21 protein-coding genes, 1 pseudogene and 2 riboswitches are annotated in these 20,725 nt (G+C 69.0%); of the genes and pseudogenes, 15 read left to right on the forward strand and 7 right to left on the reverse strand.

Going from position 1 to position 20,725, the window contains the following annotated elements:
* Positions 1-51 precede the first annotated feature (51 nt).
* From ACTWQR_RS13080 to ACTWQR_RS13100, 5 genes are all read left to right on the forward strand, one after another.
* Complete coding sequence (locus ACTWQR_RS13080) at positions 52-819, forward strand: enoyl-CoA hydratase/isomerase family protein (RefSeq protein ID WP_443227189.1); 768 nt, start codon at positions 52-54, stop codon at positions 817-819.
* Between the two features lie 193 nt (positions 820-1,012).
* Positions 1,013-1,621 (forward strand): ATP-binding protein, encoded by a 609-nt coding sequence (locus ACTWQR_RS13085; protein WP_443227325.1) that lies wholly within the window; start codon positions 1,013-1,015, stop codon positions 1,619-1,621.
* 272 nt (positions 1,622-1,893) lie between these two features.
* Positions 1,894-2,676, forward strand: a complete 783-nt coding sequence (locus ACTWQR_RS13090; protein WP_443227190.1) for a polysaccharide deacetylase family protein — start codon at positions 1,894-1,896, stop codon at positions 2,674-2,676.
* Positions 2,676-3,953, forward strand: coding sequence for a YVTN family beta-propeller repeat protein (locus tag ACTWQR_RS13095; protein ID WP_443227191.1), 1,278 nt, complete (start codon positions 2,676-2,678; stop codon positions 3,951-3,953). The genes ACTWQR_RS13090 and ACTWQR_RS13095 overlap by 1 nt, the downstream gene beginning before the upstream one ends.
* Positions 3,954-4,058: 105 nt before the next feature.
* On the forward strand, positions 4,059-4,682 hold the full coding sequence (locus tag ACTWQR_RS13100; protein WP_443227192.1) for an ADP-ribosyltransferase: 624 nt from the start codon (positions 4,059-4,061) through the stop codon (positions 4,680-4,682).
* A gap of 62 nt (positions 4,683-4,744) precedes the next feature.
* Here the strand turns inward: ACTWQR_RS13100 and ACTWQR_RS13105 are convergent, their stop codons facing one another.
* Complete coding sequence (locus ACTWQR_RS13105) at positions 4,745-5,392, reverse strand: GNAT family N-acetyltransferase (protein ID WP_443227193.1); 648 nt, start codon at positions 5,390-5,392, stop codon at positions 4,745-4,747.
* Positions 5,393-5,462: 70 nt separating this feature from the next.
* Between ACTWQR_RS13105 and ACTWQR_RS13110 the strand changes: the two genes are divergently transcribed.
* Together ACTWQR_RS13110 and ACTWQR_RS13115 are read left to right on the forward strand one after the other, a co-directional pair.
* Entirely contained in the window at positions 5,463-6,377 is a 915-nt protein-coding gene (locus ACTWQR_RS13110) for a helix-turn-helix domain-containing protein (RefSeq protein WP_443227194.1), read from the forward strand.
* A gap of 42 nt (positions 6,378-6,419) precedes the next feature.
* Positions 6,420-6,632, forward strand: a complete 213-nt coding sequence (locus tag ACTWQR_RS13115) for an EF-hand domain-containing protein (protein ID WP_443227195.1) — start codon at positions 6,420-6,422, stop codon at positions 6,630-6,632.
* Between the two features lie 48 nt (positions 6,633-6,680).
* Here ACTWQR_RS13115 and ACTWQR_RS13120 read toward each other — a convergent pair.
* Positions 6,681-6,788, reverse strand: a pseudogene (locus ACTWQR_RS13120) (AraC family transcriptional regulator); the annotation flags it as partial.
* Here ACTWQR_RS13120 and ACTWQR_RS13125 point away from each other — a divergent pair.
* The gene (locus tag ACTWQR_RS13125; RefSeq protein WP_443227335.1) at positions 6,771-7,049 is read left to right on the forward strand and encodes a hypothetical protein; all 279 of its coding nucleotides are present in this window, start codon (positions 6,771-6,773) and stop codon (positions 7,047-7,049) included. The pseudogene ACTWQR_RS13120 and the gene ACTWQR_RS13125 sit on opposite strands and share 18 nt — an antisense overlap.
* Before the next feature lie 6 nt (positions 7,050-7,055).
* Here ACTWQR_RS13125 and ACTWQR_RS13130 read toward each other — a convergent pair whose 3' ends face one another.
* From ACTWQR_RS13130 to gcvT, 5 genes are all read right to left on the reverse strand, one after another.
* Positions 7,056-7,613 (reverse strand): glycoside hydrolase family 25 protein, encoded by a 558-nt coding sequence (locus tag ACTWQR_RS13130; RefSeq protein ID WP_443227196.1) that lies wholly within the window; start codon positions 7,611-7,613, stop codon positions 7,056-7,058.
* Between the two features lie 131 nt (positions 7,614-7,744).
* A complete protein-coding gene (locus tag ACTWQR_RS13135) occupies positions 7,745-9,112 on the reverse strand; it encodes an L-serine ammonia-lyase (protein WP_443227197.1) in 1,368 nt (455 codons plus the stop codon).
* Positions 9,113-9,271: 159 nt separating this feature from the next.
* The gene (gene glyA / locus ACTWQR_RS13140; protein WP_443227198.1) at positions 9,272-10,534 is read right to left on the reverse strand and encodes a serine hydroxymethyltransferase; all 1,263 of its coding nucleotides are present in this window, start codon (positions 10,532-10,534) and stop codon (positions 9,272-9,274) included.
* A 13-nt stretch (positions 10,535-10,547) separates the two neighbouring features.
* Entirely contained in the window at positions 10,548-10,925 is a 378-nt protein-coding gene (gcvH, locus tag ACTWQR_RS13145) for a glycine cleavage system protein GcvH (RefSeq protein WP_443227199.1), read from the reverse strand.
* A gap of 87 nt (positions 10,926-11,012) precedes the next feature.
* A complete protein-coding gene (gene gcvT, locus ACTWQR_RS13150) occupies positions 11,013-12,140 on the reverse strand; it encodes a glycine cleavage system aminomethyltransferase GcvT (protein WP_443227200.1) in 1,128 nt (375 codons plus the stop codon).
* Between the two features lie 34 nt (positions 12,141-12,174).
* Positions 12,175-12,281: riboswitch (glycine riboswitch) on the reverse strand.
* Positions 12,282-12,396: riboswitch (glycine riboswitch) on the reverse strand. It lies immediately after the preceding riboswitch.
* A gap of 201 nt (positions 12,397-12,597) precedes the next feature.
* Here gcvT and ACTWQR_RS13155 point away from each other — a divergent pair.
* The 7 genes from ACTWQR_RS13155 (at position 12,598) to ACTWQR_RS13185 (ending at position 20,722) form a co-directional block, all read left to right on the forward strand.
* Positions 12,598-13,293: an AAA family ATPase gene (locus ACTWQR_RS13155; protein WP_443227201.1), complete on the forward strand. Its 696-nt coding sequence runs from the start codon at positions 12,598-12,600 to the stop codon at positions 13,291-13,293.
* Between the two features lie 165 nt (positions 13,294-13,458).
* On the forward strand, positions 13,459-14,256 hold the full coding sequence (locus ACTWQR_RS13160) for an enhanced serine sensitivity protein SseB (protein WP_443227202.1): 798 nt from the start codon (positions 13,459-13,461) through the stop codon (positions 14,254-14,256).
* A 258-nt stretch (positions 14,257-14,514) separates the two neighbouring features.
* Positions 14,515-15,306: an enhanced serine sensitivity protein SseB C-terminal domain-containing protein gene (locus ACTWQR_RS13165; protein ID WP_443227203.1), complete on the forward strand. Its 792-nt coding sequence runs from the start codon at positions 14,515-14,517 to the stop codon at positions 15,304-15,306.
* 321 nt (positions 15,307-15,627) lie between these two features.
* Positions 15,628-16,626, forward strand: a complete 999-nt coding sequence (locus ACTWQR_RS13170; protein ID WP_443227204.1) for an ABC transporter permease — start codon at positions 15,628-15,630, stop codon at positions 16,624-16,626.
* 102 nt (positions 16,627-16,728) lie between these two features.
* Complete coding sequence (locus tag ACTWQR_RS13175) at positions 16,729-18,498, forward strand: ABC transporter substrate-binding protein (RefSeq protein ID WP_443227205.1); 1,770 nt, start codon at positions 16,729-16,731, stop codon at positions 18,496-18,498.
* Positions 18,499-18,626: 128 nt separating this feature from the next.
* Positions 18,627-19,628, forward strand: a complete 1,002-nt coding sequence (locus ACTWQR_RS13180; RefSeq protein ID WP_443227326.1) for an ABC transporter permease — start codon at positions 18,627-18,629, stop codon at positions 19,626-19,628.
* Positions 19,625-20,722, forward strand: a complete 1,098-nt coding sequence (locus ACTWQR_RS13185; RefSeq protein WP_443227206.1) for an ABC transporter ATP-binding protein — start codon at positions 19,625-19,627, stop codon at positions 20,720-20,722. The genes ACTWQR_RS13180 and ACTWQR_RS13185 overlap by 4 nt, the downstream gene beginning before the upstream one ends.
* Positions 20,723-20,725 lie beyond the last annotated feature (3 nt).

Genomic DNA, 20,725 nt, shown 5'->3' on the forward strand with positions numbered 1-20,725 from the left:
GTGACCGAGCACACCGGGCCCGATGTCGTTAGCCCCCGTTAACCTGCCCTCATGACTGTGCATCTCGAAGTCGCCGAAGGTGTCGGCACGATCCGCCTCGACCGCCCGCCCATGAACGCGCTGGACGTGGCCACGCAGGACCGTCTCAAGGAGCTCGCCGAGGAGGCGACGCGCCGCGAGGACGTGCGCGCGGTGATCCTCTATGGCGGCGAGAAGGTGTTCGCGGCGGGCGCGGACATCAAGGAGATGCAGGCCATGGACCATACGGCGATGGTCGTACGCTCCCGGGCCCTGCAGGACTCCTTCACCGCCGTGACCCGCATCCCCAAGCCCGTCGTCGCCGCGATCACCGGCTACGCGCTGGGCGGGGGCTGCGAGTTGGCGCTGTGCGCCGACTTCCGGATCGCCGCGGACAACGCCAAGCTCGGGCAGCCGGAGATCCTGCTCGGGCTGATCCCGGGCGCGGGCGGCACTCAGCGCCTGTCCCGCCTCATCGGCCCCTCCAAGGCGAAGGACCTGATCTTCACCGGCCGGATGGTCAAGGCCGACGAGGCGCTGTCGCTCGGACTGGTGGACCGGGTCGTACCGGCCGACGAGGTGTACGCCGCCGCGCACACGTGGGCCGCGAAGCTCGCGCAGGGCCCGGCGCTCGCGCTGCGCGCGGCCAAGGAGTCGGTCGACGCGGGTCTTGAGACGGACATCGAGACCGGGCTCGCGATTGAACGCAACTGGTTCGCGGGGCTGTTCGCGACGGAGGACCGGGAGCGGGGGATGCGGAGCTTCGTGGAGGAGGGCCCCGGTAAGGCGAAGTTCCTCTGACGGTGCGCAAAAAATGCACCCTTCAACTTCCGCTGATCCACTTGCAGTTGACGCGATGTCTTACCCGCGTCCCCCGAAGGAGCGGTTTATCCGGACCTTAAGAAAACCTTAAGGCTACCTTGCTGGAGGGCGCGGGCTATTGCCCCCGCGAGACCTGTTCTCGCAGGTCAGGCGGGTTGTAGTAGGTCTTGAACTGCCTGTGGCATATGCCAGCCGAATCGCGCGGAATGGGAGGTTCCGGGGGGCGTATTCCTTCGGAACGCCCCCAGAGGGGCCCCTGGGCGGCCATGATGGGGGCATGGCGGGGCTGGAGGGTATCGAACAGCCGCGGCGGCACGGGAGTGCGACCGCGGCGCGCTGGTCGCCTGCGGTCGAGGACGAACACGCGCTCAAGGCGCTGGAGTTGTTCGGCAACCCGACGGAGGCGGAGGTGCCGCTTCCCTCTCGTCCCGAGTCGGCGGCCACCGCGCGTCGGCTCGCTCAGGTCGTGATCCTGCGCCACTGGGGGCTCTCGCCGAAGATGACCGAGGATGCCGTGTTACTGGTCTCGGAGCTCGTCGGCAACGCCGTGCGGCACACCGGGGCCCGTGTCTTCGGGCTCCGTATGCGCCGCCGTCGGGGCTGGATCCGGGTCGAGGTCCGCGACCCGTCGCGGGGGCTGCCCTGTCTGATGCCGGTTCAGGAGACGGATGTCAGTGGACGGGGGCTGTTCCTTGTGGACAAACTCTCCGACCGCTGGGGTGTCGACCTTCTGCCTCGCGGCAAGACCACGTGGTTCGAGATCCGGGTCGCGGATCGCTAGCGAAACGCTCCCGCCGGGAGTGCGGAAGGTGCGGGCCGGTCGTGGCTGGTCGCGCGGTTCCCCGCGCCCCTTGAAGGGGCGCTGTGGTCGCCCGGTGACCTGAAGGGGCGCTGCAACTGCCTGCCCGGTGACCTGAAGGGGCGTGCCCAACAACAGCAGGCCAGCCGCCCCCCAACCACCCCCCGACCACCCCCCAACCGACAGCCGGCGCAGCGACCCGCACCGACCGCCAATCGGCCCAATCGCCGCTTTTCCCCGCAAGCGCCCCTTAAATGGTGCGGGTGACCATGACCGACCGCCGCGCGGTCCTCCGGACGGCCACCGGCCTGGCCGCCGCGGGCGCGCTCGCCGGATGCTCAGCGATCGGCGCCGTCACGGGCCCGGCCGCCCGGCCCTCCAGCTCGCAGCAGGCGGACGCGCCCGCGTCCGCCCCCACTCCTCGCACCTTCCCGCATCACCCCACCCAGCTCACCCACGGCCCCCGCACCCACCCGCGCGTCGCACTCACCTTTCACGGCGGCGGCGACCCCGCCACCGCCCGCGCCATCCTCGGCGAGGTCGAGAAACACGGCTCCCACATCACCGTGCTCGCCGTGGGCAGCTGGCTCGACGCCCACCCGGACCTGCCTCGTCGCATCCTCGACGGTGGCCACGACCTCGGCAACCACACCCAGCGTCACCTGGACATCAACACGATGTCCCAGGCCGACGCCCGTGCGGAGATCGTCGGTTGCGCCGAGCGCCTGAGACGGCTCACCGGCTCGATCGGCACCTGGTTCAGACCCTCGCGCACCGCCCGCGCCTCCCCCCTCGTCGAACGCCTGGCCCACCGCGCGGGCTACCCCCACGTCCTCTCGTACGACATCGACTCCCTCGACTTCACCTCCCCCGGCGCCCCGGCCGTCACCCGCGAGGTCACCTCCGAGATCCGTAACGGGTCTGTGGTGAGCCTGCACTTCGGGTACGCGGACACGGTCGCCGCACTCCCCGCCCTCCTGCACGAACTCGACCGCCGCGGCCTGCGCGCGGTGACCACCACGGAGCTGCTGAGCTGATGCACGACACGACACACCGGGACAACATCCACGGGAACGACACCCCCCGGAACGACACCCCCCGGAACAACGCCCGCCGAACCCTCACCAAGCGCGCCCTGAGCGTGGGTGCCGTACTCGTCGCCGTGGCCCTCGCCGGCTGCGGCACCGAGTCGAAGGACCAGCCGGACAAGACGCTCGGCGCGGTCAAACCAGCGAAACCGGCCAGACCCGCCCAGCCCGCCGAGCCCGAGAAACCCCTGGTTCGGGGCCTTCCCGGCATGCCTCCCGTCCTCGACAAGACCGACGTCTACGCCGCCGACCGCCCGGGCAGGCTCTCCCCGGTGGTCAAGGACTTCCCGTCCCGCGTCTACGTCCCCAACACCGAGTCCGACACGGTCACGGTCATCGACCCGAAGACGTACCAGGTCATCGAGACGATCCCGGTCGGCGTACAGCCCCAACACGTCGTCCCCTCCTGGGACCTGAAGACGCTCTGGGTCAACAACAACCGCGGCCACACCCTCACCCCCATCGACCCGAAGACGAGCAAGGCGGGCAAGCCGGTGGAGGTCCACGACCCGTACAACCTCTACTTCACCCCGAACGGCAAGCACGCCGTCGTCATGGCGTCTCTCGACCGTGAGCTGGTCTTCCGCGACCCGCACACCATGAAGCGCCTCAAGACCGAGCCCGTCAGCTGCTATGGCGTCAACCACGCCGACTTCTCGCTCGACGGCCGGTACTTCATCGTCTCCTGCGAGTTCAGTGGCGAACTGCTGAAGGTCGACACGGAGAAGATGAAGGTCGTCGGCCAGCAGAAGCTGCCCTTCGACGGCGCGATGCCGCAGGACGTGAAGATCTCTCCGGACGGCAAGAAGTTCTACATCGCCGACATGATGGCCCACGGCATGTGGGTCCTGGACGGCGACAAGTTCGACAAGCCCAAGCTCCTGCCCACCGGCAAGGGCTGCCACGGCCTCTACGTGAGCCGCGACTCCCGCGAGATGTACGTCTCCAACCGCGGCGAGGGCACCGTCTCCGTCTTCGACTTCACCCAGGACAGGCTGACCAAGAAGTGGCGCCTGCCGGACGGCGGCAGCCCCGACATGGGCGGTGTCTCGGCCGACGGCAAGGTCCTCTGGCTGTCCGGCCGTTACGACTCCGAGGTGTACGCCATCGACACCCGCACCGGCGTCCAGCTCGCCCGTATCCCGGTCGGCAACGGACCGCACGGTCTCGCGGTCTACCCCCAGCCGGGCCGCTACTCGCTCGGCCACACGGGCATCTTCCGCTGAGACAACGGCTGTTGACACGCTGACGTGTTGACGCCCGTCCGGTGACACGCCGCCGTACGAGTGAAGATCCCCGGCCCGCCGCCGCAGAACCGAGATGGTGCTCTCATGATCACAACTCGCCTGCGGCGGCGGGCCGCTGCCGTCGTCCTGTCCCTCGCGGCCGTCTTCGCGACGTCCGCCGCGACGGTCCCTGCCGCGACACCGGTGAAGGCGTCCGCGCCATTCGTCTCGAAGGCCGCCGCACCCGCCTGTCCCCGGTTCGCCGACCCCGTCCACGCCGCCGCCGACCGCCGCGTGGACGTCGACCGCATCACGCCCGAGCCGGTCTGGCGCAAGACCTGCGGCACGCTCTACCGCAGCGACGGCCGCGGCCCGTCGGTCGTCTTCGAGCAGGGCTTCCTCCCGAAGGACGTCCTCACCGGCCAGTACGACATCGAGCAGTACGTCCTCGTCAACCAGCCCTCGCCGTACGTCTCCACGTCCTACGACCACGACCTCTACAAGACGTGGTGGAAGAGCGGCTACAACTACTACATCGACGCCCCCGGCGGCGTGGACGTCAACAAGACCATCGGCGACACCCACCGGTGGGCCGACCAGGTCGAGGTCGCCTTCCCCGGCGGTATCGCGCGGCAGTACATCATCGGCGTCTGCCCGGTCGACAAGAAGACCAGGACCGAGATCATGAGCGACTGCGAGAGCAACCCGCACTACAAGCCCTGGCACTGATGCCGACCGCCCGCCTCGGCGGGCGATGACTTCAGTGGGCTCACCGTGGGCCCACCGTGGGCTCACTGGGCGATGAGCAGCGACTCCGCCCCGACCGGACGGAACCCGGCCGCCTGGAACACCCGTACGCTGCGGGCGTTCCCGGCGGCCTGTTGCGCCCAGACCGGTTCGCCCGCACTGAGATGCCGCGCCGCCGAGGCCAGCACTCGCCCCAGCCCCCGTTGCCGTACTCCTTCGTCCACCTCGATCGCTGTCTCCAGCCGCCCGGCGACCCCGCGCCCCATGACGAGTACGCCCCCGTCCGCGGCCCACACCCGCACGTCGTCCCGCCGCTTGCGGGCCCGGGCGACGCGGGGGTGGTCGGGATCGTCGAGTTCCGCCAGGTCGACCGGAGGCGGACCGGCCAGAGGACCGGCCACCGTCAGCAGATCGATCGTGTCCGTCGTACGCCCCGTACGCTCCATGAACGCCGCCAGGAACCGCGGGTTCATGGTCGCCGCGAGAGGATCGCAGTCGATCCGGCCCAGCGTCTCGCGCACCCACCCCTCGTCCTCGTCCGTGAACACGACGGAGTGCGCGGTGAAGGCGATGACCCCCGCGTCACGATGCCCGTGCTGCGGTACGACGGTGGTGCCACCATCCGGCGGCGGGAAGACCCCGCGAGCCGCCGCATCGAGAATGTCCCCCAGAGCCCTATGCGTCCTCGGCATGCACGTGTCCCCTCCCGCCTCGCCCCGACCGCTTGAGTCTCCACCCACTGGAAGGCCCACACTCACAAACATGATCGATGACGGCACCGGGCTGCTCACCATCGGGCAGCTCTCCCGGAGCACCGGCCTGCCGGTGCGCACCATCCGCTACTGGTCGGACGCGGGCGCCCTGCCGCCCGTGACCCGCTCCGAGGGCGGCTACCGGCTGTACGACGCCGCGTCCGTGGCCCGCCTCGAACTCATCCGTACGCTGCGGGAGTTGGGCCTCGGCTTGGAACACGTACGCAGGGTGGTGGCGGGCGAGACGACGGTCGCGGAGGTGGCGGCCACGCACGTGGCGGCGCTGGACGCGCAGATCCGGGCCCTGAAGGTGACCCGGGCGGTGCTGTCGACCGTGGCGCGACGCGGTTCGACCGCGGAGGAGATGACGCTGATGAACAAACTGGCGCGGCTGTCGGCCGCCGAGCGGAGACGGATCATCGAGGACTTCGTGGACGAGGTGTTCGCCGGCCTCGACGCCGCGGACCCCGCGTTCCGCAACCGGATGTGGCACAACGCCGTCGACCTGCCCGACGACCCGACCTCCGAGCAGGTCGACGCGTGGGTCGAGCTGGCCGAGCTGATGCGGGACCCGGAGTTCCGGGCACGGATGCGGAAGGCGATCGAGTTCAACGTCCGCGGCCGGGGACCGGACACCCCGGAGGGCGACTCGCGCTGGTTCGCCAAGCGCCTGGTCGAGCTGGTGGGCCGGGCCCGCGAACAGGGCATCGACCCCGACGCCCCCGAGGCCGCCGCCGTCCTGGACGAGCTCCTCGGCGACCAGGACAGGACCGAGGTCCTGGAACGCCTGGAGGTGGCCTCCTGGACGGAGGCCGTCCGCTACCGGGAGCTGGCCGCGATCATCAGGGGCCAGGGACCGAGGCCGGCGCACACCGAGGAGTTCGGCTGGGTGGTCGCCGCACTCCGCGCCCAACCGGGCGGTTAACCTGACCCCAGTCAGTACTGCACTTCAGAAGGGGCGGACCCGGTGGCGGACATCGAGGAAGCACGCAAGGCGTTCGAGCGGATCGACGTGGACGGCGACGGGTTCATCACCCCCGCCGAGTTCAAGACCGCTCTCGCCCAGGGCGGGGACTGGAACGTCACCGAGGCGGTGGCCGAGGCCGTCATCGCCGCCCAGGACACCGACAACGACAAGCTCCTCTCGTTCGACGAGTTCTGGGCGCACCTGAACAAGTGAGCCGGGCGGAAGGGGTGTCCGGGTGTGCCGGACACCCCTTCGGCATGTTCAGGACGCCTGCCTCCGGTACTGCCCCGGCGCCACCCCGTACTCCCTCTTGAAGGCCTTGGCGAAGGCGAACTCCGAGGTGTAGCCCGCGTGCTGGGCGATCAGGCGCGCGACGGCGGGTTCCGGCCGGTGACAGGCGAGGTCTTCGAGGGCCTGGACCGCATCCGGGACGCCCACTACCTGATGGAGAGCAACGGCCACGGCGGTGACTGCGTGCGAGGTCTCGTCTGCAACAACTGCAATCCGCATGGCCTTGCGTGGTACGAAGCCCTCCCGCCCGAGCTTCGTACCTTGGAGCTGTTGAACAACTACCTCACCGATCCGCCTGCGATGCGGCTCCGGGCAGAACTCGTCTCGCCGGTGCAGTAGGACGCGTCAGGCCCCCTCGGCCCAATCGCGCAGCGCTTCCTTGCTGGAGAAATCGGCTACGTTCTTGTCCAGCGGGTCGTCGGTGTATTGATGGAAGCGCCATTTCGCCTGGATTCGAGGCTTGCCGGCCGTGACGTAGTCGGCGATCCAGAGGCCGTCGCCCGCGTATGAGGTGTCGTCGACGTTCAGCCAGTAGTTCCTGTTCGCATACAAGATCACCCGATGGTTCGGCCGCAGTTCCTTCACCTTGCGGATGAAGCGGTCCTTCTCGGCGTTACTGGCGTGAGTGCCCTCGCTGGTCGTCTCCCAGTCGACGGCCAGGATGTCGCCCGCCTTCTCCGGGGCCTTGCTGACGAAGTACTCGGCCTGGGCCGTGAGATTGCCGGGCCAGAGGAAGTGGTAGAAGCCGACCACGCAGCCGGCGTCACGGGCACGCTTCGTCTGCGCGCTCAGCTTCGGGTTGACGTAACTGCGGCCTTCCGTGGCCTTGACGAAGACGAAGGACAGTCCGTCGGTGTTGTACGAGGACGACTGGTAGCCGCTTACGTCGATGCCGCGCAGCATGGGAGGTTCCTCCGTGCGGTGAGAGTGGGGGGACGGTGCATCGGTGCCGCACCGGTGTGCAGGTGGGCATCAACTACCTTTGATCTTCCCCCACTTCACCCGTCCCACCCTCGCGCGAGAGCCCAGAGGGCTCAGCACTCGATGATGTTCACCGCCAGCCCGCCGCGAGCCGTCTCCTTGTACTTCACACTCATGTCCGCCCCCGTCTCCTTCATCGTCTTGATGACCTTGTCGAGGGACACCTTGTGGGAGCCGTCGCCGCGCATCGCCATCCGGGCCGCCGTGACGGCCTTGACCGCGGCCATGCCGTTGCGTTCGATGCAGGGGATCTGGACGAGGCCGCCGACCGGGTCGCAGGTGAGGCCGAGGTTGTGTTCCATGCCGATCTCGGCGGCGTTCTCGACCTGTTCGGGGCTGCCGCCGAGGACCTCGGCCAGGGCGCCGGCGGCCATGGAGCAGGCCGAGCCGACCTCGCCCTGGCAGCCGACCTCCGCGCCGGAGATGGAGGCGTTCTCCTTGAAGAGCATGCCGATGGCTCCGGCGGCCAGCATGAAGCGGACCACGCCGTCCTCGTCCGCGCCCGGCACGAAGTTGATGTAGTAGTGCAGGACCGCCGGGATGATGCCCGCCGCGCCGTTCGTCGGGGCGGTCACGACGCGGCCGCCCGCCGCGTTCTCCTCGTTCACCGCCATCGCGTACAGCGTGATCCACTCCATGGCGTGGGCCAACGGGTCGCCCTCGGCGCGCAGTTGGCGGGCCGAGACGGCGGCGCGGCGGCGGACCTTGAGGCCGCCCGGCAGGATGCCCTCGCGGGCCATGCCGCGCGACACGCACGCCTGCATGACGCGCCAGATGGCGAGGAGCCCCTCGCGGATCTCCTCCTCGGTGCGCCAGGCCCGCTCGTTCTCCAGCATCAGGGCGGAGATGGACAGGCCCGTCTCGCGGGTCAGCCGCAGCAGCTCGTCGCCCGTGCGGAAGGGGTACTTGAGGACCGCGTCGTCCAGTTTGATGCGGTCCGCGCCCACCGCGTCCTCGTCGACCACGAAGCCGCCGCCGACCGAGTAGTAGGTCTTCGACAGCAGTTCGGCCCCTGAGGCGTCGTACGCCCACAGCGTCATGCCGTTCGCGTGGTAGGGCAGCGTCTTGCGGCGGTGCAGGATCAGGTCGTCGGAGAAGGAGAAGTCGATCTCGTGCTCGCCCAGCAGGCCTATGCGGCCCGACGACTTGATCCGCTCGACCCGGTCGTCGGCCCCCTCCACATCCACCGTCCGCGGCGAGGCGCCCTCCAGACCCAGCAGCACCGCCTTGGGTGTCCCGTGCCCGTGCCCGGTCGCGCCCAGTGAGCCGTACAGCTCGGCACGTATCGAGGTCACCGAGGCCAGTACGTCCTCGTTGCGCAGTCGGCGTGCGAACAGCCGCGCCGCACGCATGGGGCCGACCGTGTGGGAGCTTGACGGGCCGATGCCGATCGAGAACAGGTCGAAGACCGAGATGGCCACGGGGACTCCTCAATACGGGGTGGAGCAAGGTGAAGCATGGGGCAGGGCCGCGCACACCTTCAGTGTGCGCGGCGCCTCGAGGATCCGTACATTCCGTACGAACTACTTCAGGATGTACGAACCACTTCAGGATGTACGAACCACTTCAGGCCGTGCGAACTACTGCAGGTCGGGGTAGAGCGGGTGTTTGTCGGCCAGAGCGGACACGCGGGCCTTCAGGGACTCCGTGTCGTAGGACGGCTTCAGGGCCTCGGCGATGATGTCCGCGACCTCGGTGAAGTCCTCCGTCCGGAAGCCGCGGGTGGCGAGGGCGGGCGTGCCGATGCGCAGGCCGGAGGTCACCATCGGGGGGCGCGGGTCGTTCGGGATGGCGTTGCGGTTGACCGTGATGCCGACCTCGTGGAGGCGGTCCTCGGCCTCCTGGCCGTTCAGCTCGGAGTTGCGCAGGTCGACCAGGACCAGGTGCACGTCCGTGCCGCCGGACAGGACGTCCACGCCGACGGCCTTCACGTCGTCCTGGACCAGGCGCTCGGCCAGGATCCTGGCGCCGTCCAGCGTGCGCTGCTGGCGCTCGCGGAAGTCCTCGGACGCGGCGACCTTGAAGGAGACCGCCTTGGCCGCGATCACGTGCTCCAGCGGACCGCCCTGCTGACCGGGGAAGACCGCCGAGTTGATCTTCTTCGCCAGTTCGGCCGTGGAAAGGATCACGCCACCCCGCGGGCCGCCCAGCGTCTTGTGTGTCGTGGTCGTGACCACGTGCGCGTGCGGGACCGGGTTCGGGTGCAGGCCCGCCGCCACCAGGCCGGCGAAGTGCGCCATGTCGACCATCAGATACGCGCCGACCTCGTCCGCGATCCGACGGAAGGCCGCGAAGTCCAGCTGACGCGGGTACGCCGACCAGCCGGCGACGATCAGCTTCGGCTGCGCCTCCTTGGCGAGCTTCTCGACCTCGGCCATGTCGACCTGGCCGGTCTCGTCGTCCACGTGGTAGGGGACGACGTTGTAGAGCTTGCCGGAGAAGTTGATCTTCATGCCGTGGGTCAGGTGCCCGCCGTGCGCGAGGTTCAGGCCCATGATCGTGTCGCCGGGCTTGAGCAGCGCGAACATCGCGGCCGCGTTGGCCTGGGCGCCCGAGTGGGGCTGCACGTTCGCGTGCTCGGCGCCGAAGAGGGCCTTCACGCGGTCGATGGCGATCTGCTCGACCACGTCGACGTGCTCGCAGCCGCCGTAGTAGCGGCGGCCCGGGTAGCCCTCGGCGTACTTGTTGGTGAGGACCGAGCCCTGGGCCTCCATGACCGCGACCGGAGCGAAGTTCTCCGAGGCGATCATCTCGAGGGTGGACTGCTGACGGTCGAGCTCGGCGTCGACGGCGGCGGCGACGTCCGGGTCGAGCTCGTGCAGGGACTGGTTCAGAAGCGACATCGGTCAGGAGTCCTTAGCTGCCGGAGAATTCGGTGTACTCGTCCGCGGAGAGCAGGTCCTTCGGCTCCTCCGAGACCCGCACCTTGAACAGCCAGCCGCCCTCGAACGGGGCGGTGTTCACCAGTGCCGGGTCGTCCACGACGTCCTGGTTGATCTCGGTGATCTCGCCCGTGACGGGCGCGTACAGGTCGCTCACCGACTTGGTCGACTCCAGCTCGCCGCAGGTCTCGCCCGCGGTCACCGTGTCACCGACCTCGGGGAGCTGGACGTACACGACGTCGCCGAGGGCGTTGGCCGCGTGCTCGGTGATGCCGACCGTCGAGACGCCGTCCTCGGCGGCCGACAGCCACTCGTGCTCCTTGCTGTAGCGCAGCTGCTGGGGGTTGCTCATGGCCTGAATTCTCCTGTACGCGGGGGAGTGCTGATGACAGTGCTTATGACGCGGGCGTGGTGGTGAGCTGGGCGGATGTGCCCTGTGTCACTTCTGACGCTTGTAGAACGGCAGCGCCACGACCTCGTACGGCTCGTGGCTGCCCCGGATGTCCACACCGACGCCGGCCGTGCCGGGCGCGGAGTGCGCGGCGTCGACGTACGCCATCGCGATCGGCTTGCCGAGGGTGGGGGAGGGGGCGCCGGAGGTGACCTCGCCGATGACCTTGCCCTCGGCGACGACCGGGTATCCGGCACGCGGGACGCGGCGGCCCTCGGCGATCAGGCCGACGAGGACGCGCGGGGGCTCGGCCTCGGCACGGGCGGCGGCCTCGGTGAGGGCCTCCCGCCCCACGAAGTCGCCCTCCTTCTCGAACTTGACGACCCGGCCGAGACCGGCGTCGAAGGGCGTGAGCGAGGTGCTCAGCTCATGCCCGTACAACGGCATGCCCGCCTCCAGGCGCAGGGTGTCCCGGCAGGACAGCCCGCAGGGCACGAGCCCGACCGGGGCTCCCGCCTCGGTCAGCGCCTGCCACAGCTTCTCGGCGTCGGCCGGGGCCACGAACAGCTCGAAGCCGTCCTCGCCGGTGTAGCCGGTGCGCGCGATCAGGGCCGGGACGCCGGCGACCGTGCCGGGCAGGCCCGCGTAGTACTTGAGGCCGTCGAGGTCGGCGTCGGTGAGCGACTTCAGGATGCCGGGGGACTCGGGGCCCTGGACGGCGATGAGGGCGTACGCGTCGCGGTCGTCGCGGACCTCGGCGTCGAAGCCCTCGGCACGCTCCACGAGCGCGTCGAGAACCACCTGGGCGTTGGAGGCGTTGGCCACCACCATGTACTCGGTCTCCGTGAGCCGGTACACGATCAGGTCGTCGAGGATGCCGCCGTCCTCGCGGCAGATCATCGTGTAGCGGGCGCGGCCGGCCTTCACGCTCCCGATGTTGCCGACCAGCGCGAAGTCGAGCAGCGCGGCCGCCTGCGGCCCGGTCACCGTGATCTCGCCCATGTGGGAAAGGTCGAAGAGGCCGGCCCGGGTGCGTACCGCGAGGTGTTCGTCGCGCTCGGAGCCGTATCGCAGGGGCATGTCCCAGCCGGCGAAGTCGGTCATCGTCGCGCCGAGCGAGCGATGCAGGGCATCGAGGGCGGTGCGGCGCGGTTCAACGGGCGTGTTGCTGCTCATCGGTGGGGCTCCCAAGGCATGACGGCGAGGTCGTTCCTCCCCATCTGTCATCGGAACCTGAGAGGTTCACCATGACCGGAAGGGTCGATGGTTTGCACCTTGGGTGGAGCCACAGGTCAGCGGCTCGCTTTTCAGATGTGCCTCGCCCGCGCGGTAATGGGGCCTGAGAGATTCAAGGGAGGGACTTGCTCCTTCGGCGCCCGGGCACTCGTACACGTGCGTGTACAGGTACCCGGAACTCTCCCGCGCGGATTCAAGCGGCCGGTATGCAGTTGGCGCGCACATCATTGCACGCATCCGGGCCGCGCGGCAGGGGAGTCCTCCGCACAGCTTCCGCACAGGGGCCACGGGCATCCACAGTGATCTGTAACGGGCCTGTGGCAGGACAAGAACAGAAACGAGGGGTGCCGCGCATTACCTTCTCTTTACACTCGACGGGGATGGGTCTTCCGACCCCATGGGGAGGACGAACAGGGTGAACAGGACCACGGCGTACGCGACCGGCGCGACCAGTGCGGCCCTCGCGCTGCCCAAGCAACCCGCTGCCCCGACCAAGGAGGCGTGCGGCCCGCTTCCGGCGCCCGTCGTCCGCGATCTGCGGGAGCGCGCGGGACACAGCCCGCACGGCCTCCTCTTCGGCGCGGCCGACCTGGTCGTGGTCACGGGCCTGCCGGGCAGCGGCAAGTCGACCCTGATGCGCCGCGCCGTGACGGGAAGGCGCATCGACTCCCAGGACACCCGCGACCGCTGGGACGGCCGCCTGTCCCGCTTTCTGCCGTACGCGGTCTACCGCCCCCTCGTCCGCGTAGCGCACTACGCGGGCCTGCGCCGTGCCCTGCGCTCCGGCGAGGGCGTCGTCGTGCACGACTGCGGTACACAGGCCTGGGTGCGCAGCTGGCTGGCGCGGGACGCCCGGCGCCGCGGCGGCACCCTGCACCTGCTGCTGCTCGACGTCGACCCCGGCACGGCCCTGGACGGCCAGCGTGAGCGCGGCCGCGGCGTCTCGCGGTACGCGTTCGCGCGGCACCGCGGCGCGGTCGCCCGGCTGCTGCGTTCCGTGGAGAAGGGGGACCTCCCGGACGGCTGCGGTTCGGCGGTCCTCATCGACCGGGCCGCGGCGGACGTGCTGCGGCGGATCGACTTCGGCGACTGAGGCCATCCGGGCCGGCTACCTATGCCGTCCATCGACGCCGACCACCGAGGCCGGCCGCGGAGGCTGAGGGTCCACTTCGGCGACCGGGGATCGACTTCTGCGGCCGAGGGCGCGTACGCGTAATCTCGTCAGCCGCAGAAGGCGGTTCGAGCAGGCGGTAGGCAGATGGACATCCCGGCACAGGGCATCCCGGAACAGGGCTTCACGGCACAGGCGCACCCTCACCCCCATGCGGGCTGGCCCGGCAACGAGCTGGAGGCGGTGCTCGCCGCTTCCCTGGGCGTCGCCTCGGCGGGCGCCCGGATCGTCGAGGTCCTCGCCCGCAGCTTCCTCTGGGTGCCGCTGCCCAACGGCGGCGGACCCCACAGCGGCCCGCTCGACCTGCCGACGATGGAGCTCGACGGGCAGGCGTACGTGCCGGTCTTCAGCTCGGAGCAGCAGTTCCGCCAGGTCGTCGGCGACCACATGGCGTACACGGTCGCGCCCGCCGTCGAGTTCGCGCGCGGGCTGCCGCCCCAGGCGGGCATCGCGATCAACCCGGACGGCACGGTCGGCGTGCCGCTGCCGCCGCTCGCCGTCGCCGAGCTCTGCCGAGCCGGGAAAACCGAACTGGACGGTCCCGCGAGCGGCGGCCGGGTGCGGCTGTTCCAGCCCGACTGGCAGCACGACCCGGTGGACTTCCTGGCCGCGGCCTCGGCGGAGTTCGCGGCGACCGGGGTGGTACTCGCCGCCCGCCGTTGCCTGGCGAGCATCGAGGGCGGAGACCCCGTGATGTTCATCGGCGTCGAGCTGGTCCGCTGGGACGAGGGCGCTCGGGCGCTTCCACTGGAGGCCCTGGGCAGGGCGCTCGGCCGGATCCCCGTGCAACACGCCGTGAACCTCGTATTCCTGGACGTCGCCCAGGACCCAGTAGGCGACTGGCTGCGCGAGAGGGTGCGCCCCTTCTATGTGCAGGCTCACTAGAGCGCCCCGTAAGGGGCGCGGGGCTGTGACATCGTGCGGCTCCGCCTCGGGGCGCGATCAACCCCCAACCACCCGCAGTCCGCGACTACAGAAAGCCCCGAGCTCTCCCCGGCTTTCCCGGCGGAGCGCAACGGTGCTGTCAGGATCGACGCTTAAGCTGGTTTCATGGCCCGGCAGGGCGGCGCCGCGTTCAAGTGCGCGCTGCTTCCCGGGATATTGGACCCGTTTGTCAGGGATGTCGCGAAGGGGCGGTAAAAGGTGAGCGCGAGCGGCACCGCCGCGGCCGGGCAGGTCGAGCACATGCTGCGCCAAGTGACGCCCGGGCGTTACGACGCCTACGAGGCGCTCCTGCGCGCCCTCGCGACCCCGTCGTCCGGCCAGGTCTGGATGCTGCTCTGGCACGGCCAGGCCGGCTCGCCCGACGCCCAGTACGGGAACATGGAGGTGGACGGCTTCGGCTACGCGCCCTGCGTGACCTCCGCCCAGGAGCTCTCGGCCAGCGGCTGGAACCGTTCGTACGAGGTGGTCGACGGCCTCGATGTCGCCCGCACCCTGTACCCCGACCACTTCGGCCTCTGGCTGAATCCGCACGCGCCGGGCGGCGGCGTCGGCATCCCGTGGCTGGATCTGCGCCGTATCGCCACCGGCCTCGAGCGGCAGCCGGCGGGACCGCTCCGATTGTCCGAACCGGGCATCGAGATCCCGCAGTTCTACGCCCTCCTCACGCAGAACGCGCACCGGACCGCCGCCGTGCGCTCCCTGCGCCGCGCTTGGGTGCAGCCCGCGCTCGGTGCGCCCTATCTGGCCATCGGGCTCGATGTGTACGACACCAGCCCGCCCGCCGTGGACTCGGTGCGGGCGATGATGCAGCAGTCCATCGGCGCGGTGCCGGACGGCCTGCCGGTGTCGACCGTCGCGATGTCCGACGAGTACGACCCGGTGGCTCTGTGGATGCGGGCCAACGCGCGGCCGTTCTACGACCGCGAGGCGCACGCCGCACCCGCCGCGGCTCCGGTCGCCGGCGGGTACGGCTATCCGGGTACGTACTGAAGTCCACTGCCCCGGCCATCCGTTCATGCTCTGCTGCCCTCGGGCTGAAATGTCCATATCTACGCGGGTAAATGGGATGCGGAACCCCTTCACCCCCAACTGTCCCGCGTCCGACACCCGTTACCCGGCGTTCGGATAACGGAACCCCCCAGACAGCATCACGTTTACGCATCCATTCACCGTCAAGTCTGGCAACAGATCGGCGAAGCGTTGAAGACTCCCGCATCAGGGGGTTTCCGCCCCTGTGTACGACGGACGATCAGGCCGCTACAGCGGCAAGTGCGGGCCGGTCACCGCCGGTTTGAGAGGGGTCCCTGCCAGATGACGGCGCCATTGCACGACACGACCGCGGAAGCGGCCCCGACCGCACCACCCGATCCGGCGACTACGGGATCGAAGGTCGAGGGCCGGTCCCTGAAGCGGATCGCCTGGAATCGTCTCAAGCAGGACAAGGTCGCGCTCGCCGGCGGCATCACCGTGGTCGTCCTGGTCCTGGTCGCCCTCTTCGCCCCACTGATCGTCAGCCTGCTCGGCCACCCGCCGAACGAGTTCCACCAGGACAAGCTGGACCCGCTGACCAACCTGCCGCAGGGCGCGTGGGGCGGAGTGAGCGGTGACTACCTGTTCGGAGTCGAACCCAACAAGGGCCGTGACGTCTTCAGTCGGATCGTCTACGGCGCCCGGATCTCGCTCCTCGTGGCGTTCCTCGCCGCCGTGGTCGCGGTGGCCCTCGGCACGCTCTTCGGCATCATCGCCGGTTACTTCGGAGGCTGGATCGACGCGCTGATCAGCCGCGTGATGGACGTGCTGCTCTCCTTCCCGCAGCTGCTCTTCATCATCTCCCTGGTCTCGGTGCTGCCGGACGACCTGCTGGGTCTCACCGGTTCTTCCGTACGGGTAGCGGTACTTGTGCTCGTCATCGGCTTCTTCGGCTGGCCGTACGTCGGCCGTATCGTCCGCGGCCAGACCCTGAGCCTGCGGGAGCGCGAGTACATCGAGGCCGCGCGCAGCCTCGGCGGCGGCAGGCGGCACATCCTCTTCAAGGAGCTGCTGCCCAACCTGGTGGCGCCGATCCTCGTCTACGCGACCCTGATGATCCCCACCAACATCCTCACGGAGGCGGCACTCAGCTTCCTCGGTGCGGGTGTCCGGCCGCCGACGGCCTCCTGGGGCGGCATGCTGCGCGACGCGCTGGAGACCTACGAGCACGATCCGATGTTCATGGTCTTCCCCGGCGCGACGATCTTCATCACCGTCCTCGCCTTCAACCTCTTCGGGGACGGACTGCGCGACGCACTCGACCCCAAGGGGACCCGCTAGTACCAGTCCCCCCACGAACCGCCCCTGCCGCACCGTCAGGTGGCACTTCACATGGTTCTCCGGCACAGGACCGGGACCGCGAATCTCGGAGGTTACGAGAAAATGCCCACAGGTTTCCCGAAGCGGCGGCTCGCTGCTGGCGCAGCCCTCGTTGTCGCGGCGCTGGTGACCACCACGGCGTGCGGCGGCGGTGACAGTGACAGCGACAGCGATTCGAAGGGCGCCGGTTACAACGCGGCGCTGGACAAGGTTGTCAACGCGTCCACCAAGACGGGTGGGACGCTGAAGTTCGTCGGCAAGCAGGACTTCGACTCCCTGGACCCGCAGCGCACGTACTACGGCATGACGTGGGACTTCATGCGGTTCTTCACCCGCACCCTGGTCACGTACGACACCAAGCCGGGCGAGGCGTCCAACAAGCTCGTCGGCGACCTGGCCACCGGCCCCGGCGAGGTCTCGCCCGACGGCAAGACCTACACGTACAAGCTGCGTGACGGTCTCACCTGGGAGGACGGCTCCGCACTGACCTCCAAGGACATCAAGTACGGCATCGAGCGCATCTGGGCGACCGACGTCATCACCGGCGGTCCGGCGTACATCAAGCAGACGCTCGACCCCAAGGGCGAGTACAAGGGCCCGTACAAGGACAAGTCCGCTGACAAGCTGGGCCTGAAGGCGATCGAGACGCCCGACGACAAGACCATCGTCTTCAAACTGCCCAAGCCCAACGGTGACTTCGAGCAGTTCCTGGCGATGCCCACCGGTGCTCCGGTGAAGCAGAGCGCGGACACGGGCGCCAAGTACACGCAGAAGCCGTTCTCCTCCGGTCCGTACAAGGTCCAGTCGTACAAGGCGAACAAGGGCCTGACCCTGGTCCGCAACGACAAGTGGAAGAAGTCGTCGGACCCGCTCCGCCCGGCCCTTCCGGACAAGATCACCGTGACGATCTCCGCCAACCTGGAGGAGAACGACAAGCGGCTGATGGAAGGCGACTACGACCTCGACGTCAACGGCACGGGCATGACCCAGTCCGGCCGCGTCACCGCCGTCCAGGACCACCGGGGCGACGTCGACAACATCCAGACGTCGTTCGTTCGCTACGTGGCCCTCGTCCACACGGCCAAGCCGCTGGACGACGTCAACTGCCGCAAGGCCGTCTTCTACGCCACGGACTTCGCGGGCCTGCAGCAGACCCGAGGCGGTGAGCTCGCCGGTGGTGAGATCGCCAACTCGACCTTCCCGAAGGCGATCCCGGGCTACAGCGACTACGACCCGTACGGCGTCCTCGCCCGCAAGGGCAAGCCGGACGTGGCCAAGGCCAAGGCGGCGCTGAAGGAGTGCGGCCAGCCCAACGGCTTCTCCACCAAGATCAGCGCCCGTAACAACAACCCGGGCGAGGTCGACACCGCCGAGGCGCTGCAGGAGCAGCTCGCCAAGGTCGGCATCAAGCTCCAGGTCGACCCGATCGACGGCGCCGAGTCCTCCAGCATCACCGGCTCGCCGAAGGTCGTGAAGGAGCGCGGCTACGGTATGACGATGAGCGGCTGGGGCCCGGACTTCCCGACCGGCCAGGGCTACGCGCAGCCGCTGTTCGACAGCCGCTTCCTCTTCGAGAGCGGTAACTACAACGAGTCGCAGATCAAGGACCCGGCGATCGACAAGATCTTCGACGATGCGATCGCCTCGACCGACCCGGCCAAGGCCGAGGAGCTGTACAAGCAGCTCGACAAGCGACTCCTCGACCAGGCCGACTGGATGCCCTTCATCTACGAGAAGAACATCTCGTGGCGCAGCCCGAAGCTGACGAACGTCTACTCGTCCGCCGCGTACAACGGCCGGTACGACTACGTCTCGCTCGGTGTCGTGAAGTAGCAGCCGCACAACCGTAGTTGACCGTTCTCACGCCGCCGAATCCCGCCAGTCCGAAGGGCAGGTGATGGCCCCGGGCGGTGGCCGGGACCTCTCACAAGGGGGTCCCGGCCACGGCCGGGCCGCACACAGTGCTTGCTTATCTCATCCGGCGCCTGGTCGCCGTAGTCATCATGGTGCTGGTCGTACTGCTCGCGACCTTCACCGTCTTCTACATGCTGCCCAAGTGGGCGGGACAGGACATCGCCGTCCTCTTCGCCGGCAAGAGTTCGGGGGCCGAGCAGGTCGAGGGCATTCGTACGAAGCTCGGACTCTCGGACCCGTTGCTCGTCCAGTTCTGGGACTTCGTCAAGGGCATCCCGATGGGGCGTGACTACGCCAACGGCACTGACGTCACGCACTGCCCGGCACCCTGCTTCGGCTACTCCTTCCGTACGGAGGAGCCGGTGTGGACCACGCTCAAGGACGCGCTGCCGGTCACCGGTGCCCTCGCCGCCGGCGCCTGCGTCCTGTGGCTCGGCGCGGGTGTCGCGACCGGTGTGCTCTCCGCCCTCAAGCGGGGCTCCGTCTGGGACCGTGTCGCCATGATCGGCGCGCTCGGCGGCGTCTCCCTGCCGATCTTCTTCACCGGCATGGTCGCGATGGGCATCTTCGTGCACAGCCTCGGACTCGTGAACATGGCGGACAGCCTGGGTACGGACGACCCCATCGGGGTCTGGTTCGAGACACTGATCCTGCCGTGGATCGTGCTGGCCCTCCTCAATGCCGCGATGTACGCGCGCCTCACCCGCGCCACCATGCTGGAGGTGCTCGGCGAGGACTACATCCGCACCGCCCGCGCCAAGGGCCTCGGTGAACGCGCGGTCATCACCCGACACGCTCTTCGCTCGGCGATGACGCCGATCCTGACCGTCTTCGGCCTCGACCTGGGTGTGCTGCTCGGCGGCGCGGTCCTGACCGAGTCGACCTTCAACCTGCCCGGGCTCGGCCTCGCCGCCGTCCAGGCCATCAGCAGCAAGGACCTACCGGTGATCCTCGGTGTGACGCTGGTCGCGGCCCTCGCGATCGCCGTCGCCAACCTCGTCGTGGACCTTCTGTACGTTGTCATCGACCCCCGGGTGAGGATGGGATGACCGAACTCAGCAAGAGCGGAGCCGCAGTGGGGGAGCCCGTCAAGGACTCGTCCGCGCCCTCCGCCTTCCTCGAAGTCCGCGACCTGAAGGTGCACTTCCCGACCGACGACGGTCTGGTCAAGTCCGTCGACGGGCTCAGCTTCTCGCTGGAGAAGGGCAAGACCCTCGGCATCGTGGGCGAGTCCGGCTCCGGCAAGTCGGTGACCTCGCTCGGCATCATGGGCCTGCACACCGCCGGCCAGTACGGCAGGCGCAAGGCGCAGATCTCCGGCGAGATCTGGCTCGACGGCACGGAACTGCTCTCCGCCGACCCCGACTACGTACGCAAGCTGCGCGGCCGCGAGATGGCGATGATCTTCCAGGATCCGCTGTCCTCGCTGCACCCGTACTACTCGATCGGCCAGCAGATCGTGGAGGCGTACCGGATCCACCACAAGGTCGACAAGAAGGTGGCCCGAAAACGCGCCATCGAGATGCTCGACCGGGTGGGCATCCCCCAGCCGGACAAGCGGATCGACAGCTATCCGCACGAGTTCTCCGGCGGTATGCGCCAGCGCGCGATGATCGCGATGTCGCTGGTCAACAACCCCGAACTGCTGATCGCGGACGAGCCGACGACCGCCCTCGACGTGACCGTCCAGGCGCAGATCCTCGACCTCATCCGGGACCTGCAGAAGGAGTTCGGCTCCGCGGTCATCATCATCACCCACGACCTGGGCGTCGTCGCCGAGCTCTCCGACGACATCCTGGTGATGTACGGCGGCCGTTGCATCGAGCGGGGCCCGGCCGAGAAGGTCTTCTACGAGCCCCGGCACCCCTACACCTGGGGCCTGCTCGGCTCCATGCCGCGCCTGGACCGCGACCAGACCGACCGGCTGATCCCGGTCAAGGGCTCCCCGCCGTCGCTGATCAACATCCCGTCGGGCTGCGCCTTCAACCCGCGCTGCCCGTACGCGGACGTCCCCAAGGACAACGTCACCCGCACGGTCCGCCCCGAGCTGTCCGAGGTCGGCAGCCGGCACTGGGCCGCCTGCCACATGACGGAGGCGCAGCGGGAGCGGATCTGGACCGAAGAGATTGCGCCCAAGCTGTGAGTG

This window comes from Streptomyces sp. 2A115 (genome assembly GCF_052245575.1).
GTDB lineage: Bacteria > Actinomycetota > Actinomycetes > Streptomycetales > Streptomycetaceae > Streptomyces.

Excerpts from the sequence above, each read along its gene's own strand:
- ACTWQR_RS13185 (WP_443227206.1), top strand. The coding sequence starts at position 19,625 with ATGACCGAACTCAGCAAGAGCGGAGCCGCAGTGGGGGAGCCCGTCAAG.
- ACTWQR_RS13105 (WP_443227193.1), bottom strand. The coding sequence starts at position 5,392 with ATGCCGAGGACGCATAGGGCTCTGGGGGACATTCTCGATGCGGCGGCT.
- ACTWQR_RS13170 (WP_443227204.1), top strand. The coding sequence starts at position 15,628 with ATGACGGCGCCATTGCACGACACGACCGCGGAAGCGGCCCCGACCGCA.
- ACTWQR_RS13160 (WP_443227202.1), top strand. The coding sequence starts at position 13,459 with ATGGACATCCCGGCACAGGGCATCCCGGAACAGGGCTTCACGGCACAG.
- gcvH (WP_443227199.1), bottom strand. The coding sequence starts at position 10,925 with ATGAGCAACCCCCAGCAGCTGCGCTACAGCAAGGAGCACGAGTGGCTG.
- ACTWQR_RS13095 (WP_443227191.1), top strand. The coding sequence starts at position 2,676 with ATGCACGACACGACACACCGGGACAACATCCACGGGAACGACACCCCC.
- ACTWQR_RS13175 (WP_443227205.1), top strand. The coding sequence starts at position 16,729 with ATGCCCACAGGTTTCCCGAAGCGGCGGCTCGCTGCTGGCGCAGCCCTC.
- glyA (WP_443227198.1), bottom strand. The coding sequence starts at position 10,534 with ATGTCGCTTCTGAACCAGTCCCTGCACGAGCTCGACCCGGACGTCGCC.
- ACTWQR_RS13130 (WP_443227196.1), bottom strand. The coding sequence starts at position 7,613 with ATGCTGCGCGGCATCGACGTAAGCGGCTACCAGTCGTCCTCGTACAAC.
- ACTWQR_RS13155 (WP_443227201.1), top strand. The coding sequence starts at position 12,598 with ATGGGGAGGACGAACAGGGTGAACAGGACCACGGCGTACGCGACCGGC.
- gcvT (WP_443227200.1), bottom strand. The coding sequence starts at position 12,140 with ATGAGCAGCAACACGCCCGTTGAACCGCGCCGCACCGCCCTCGATGCC.
- ACTWQR_RS13080 (WP_443227189.1), top strand. The coding sequence starts at position 52 with ATGACTGTGCATCTCGAAGTCGCCGAAGGTGTCGGCACGATCCGCCTC.
- ACTWQR_RS13110 (WP_443227194.1), top strand. The coding sequence starts at position 5,463 with ATGATCGATGACGGCACCGGGCTGCTCACCATCGGGCAGCTCTCCCGG.
- ACTWQR_RS13090 (WP_443227190.1), top strand. The coding sequence starts at position 1,894 with ATGGTGCGGGTGACCATGACCGACCGCCGCGCGGTCCTCCGGACGGCC.
- ACTWQR_RS13100 (WP_443227192.1), top strand. The coding sequence starts at position 4,059 with ATGATCACAACTCGCCTGCGGCGGCGGGCCGCTGCCGTCGTCCTGTCC.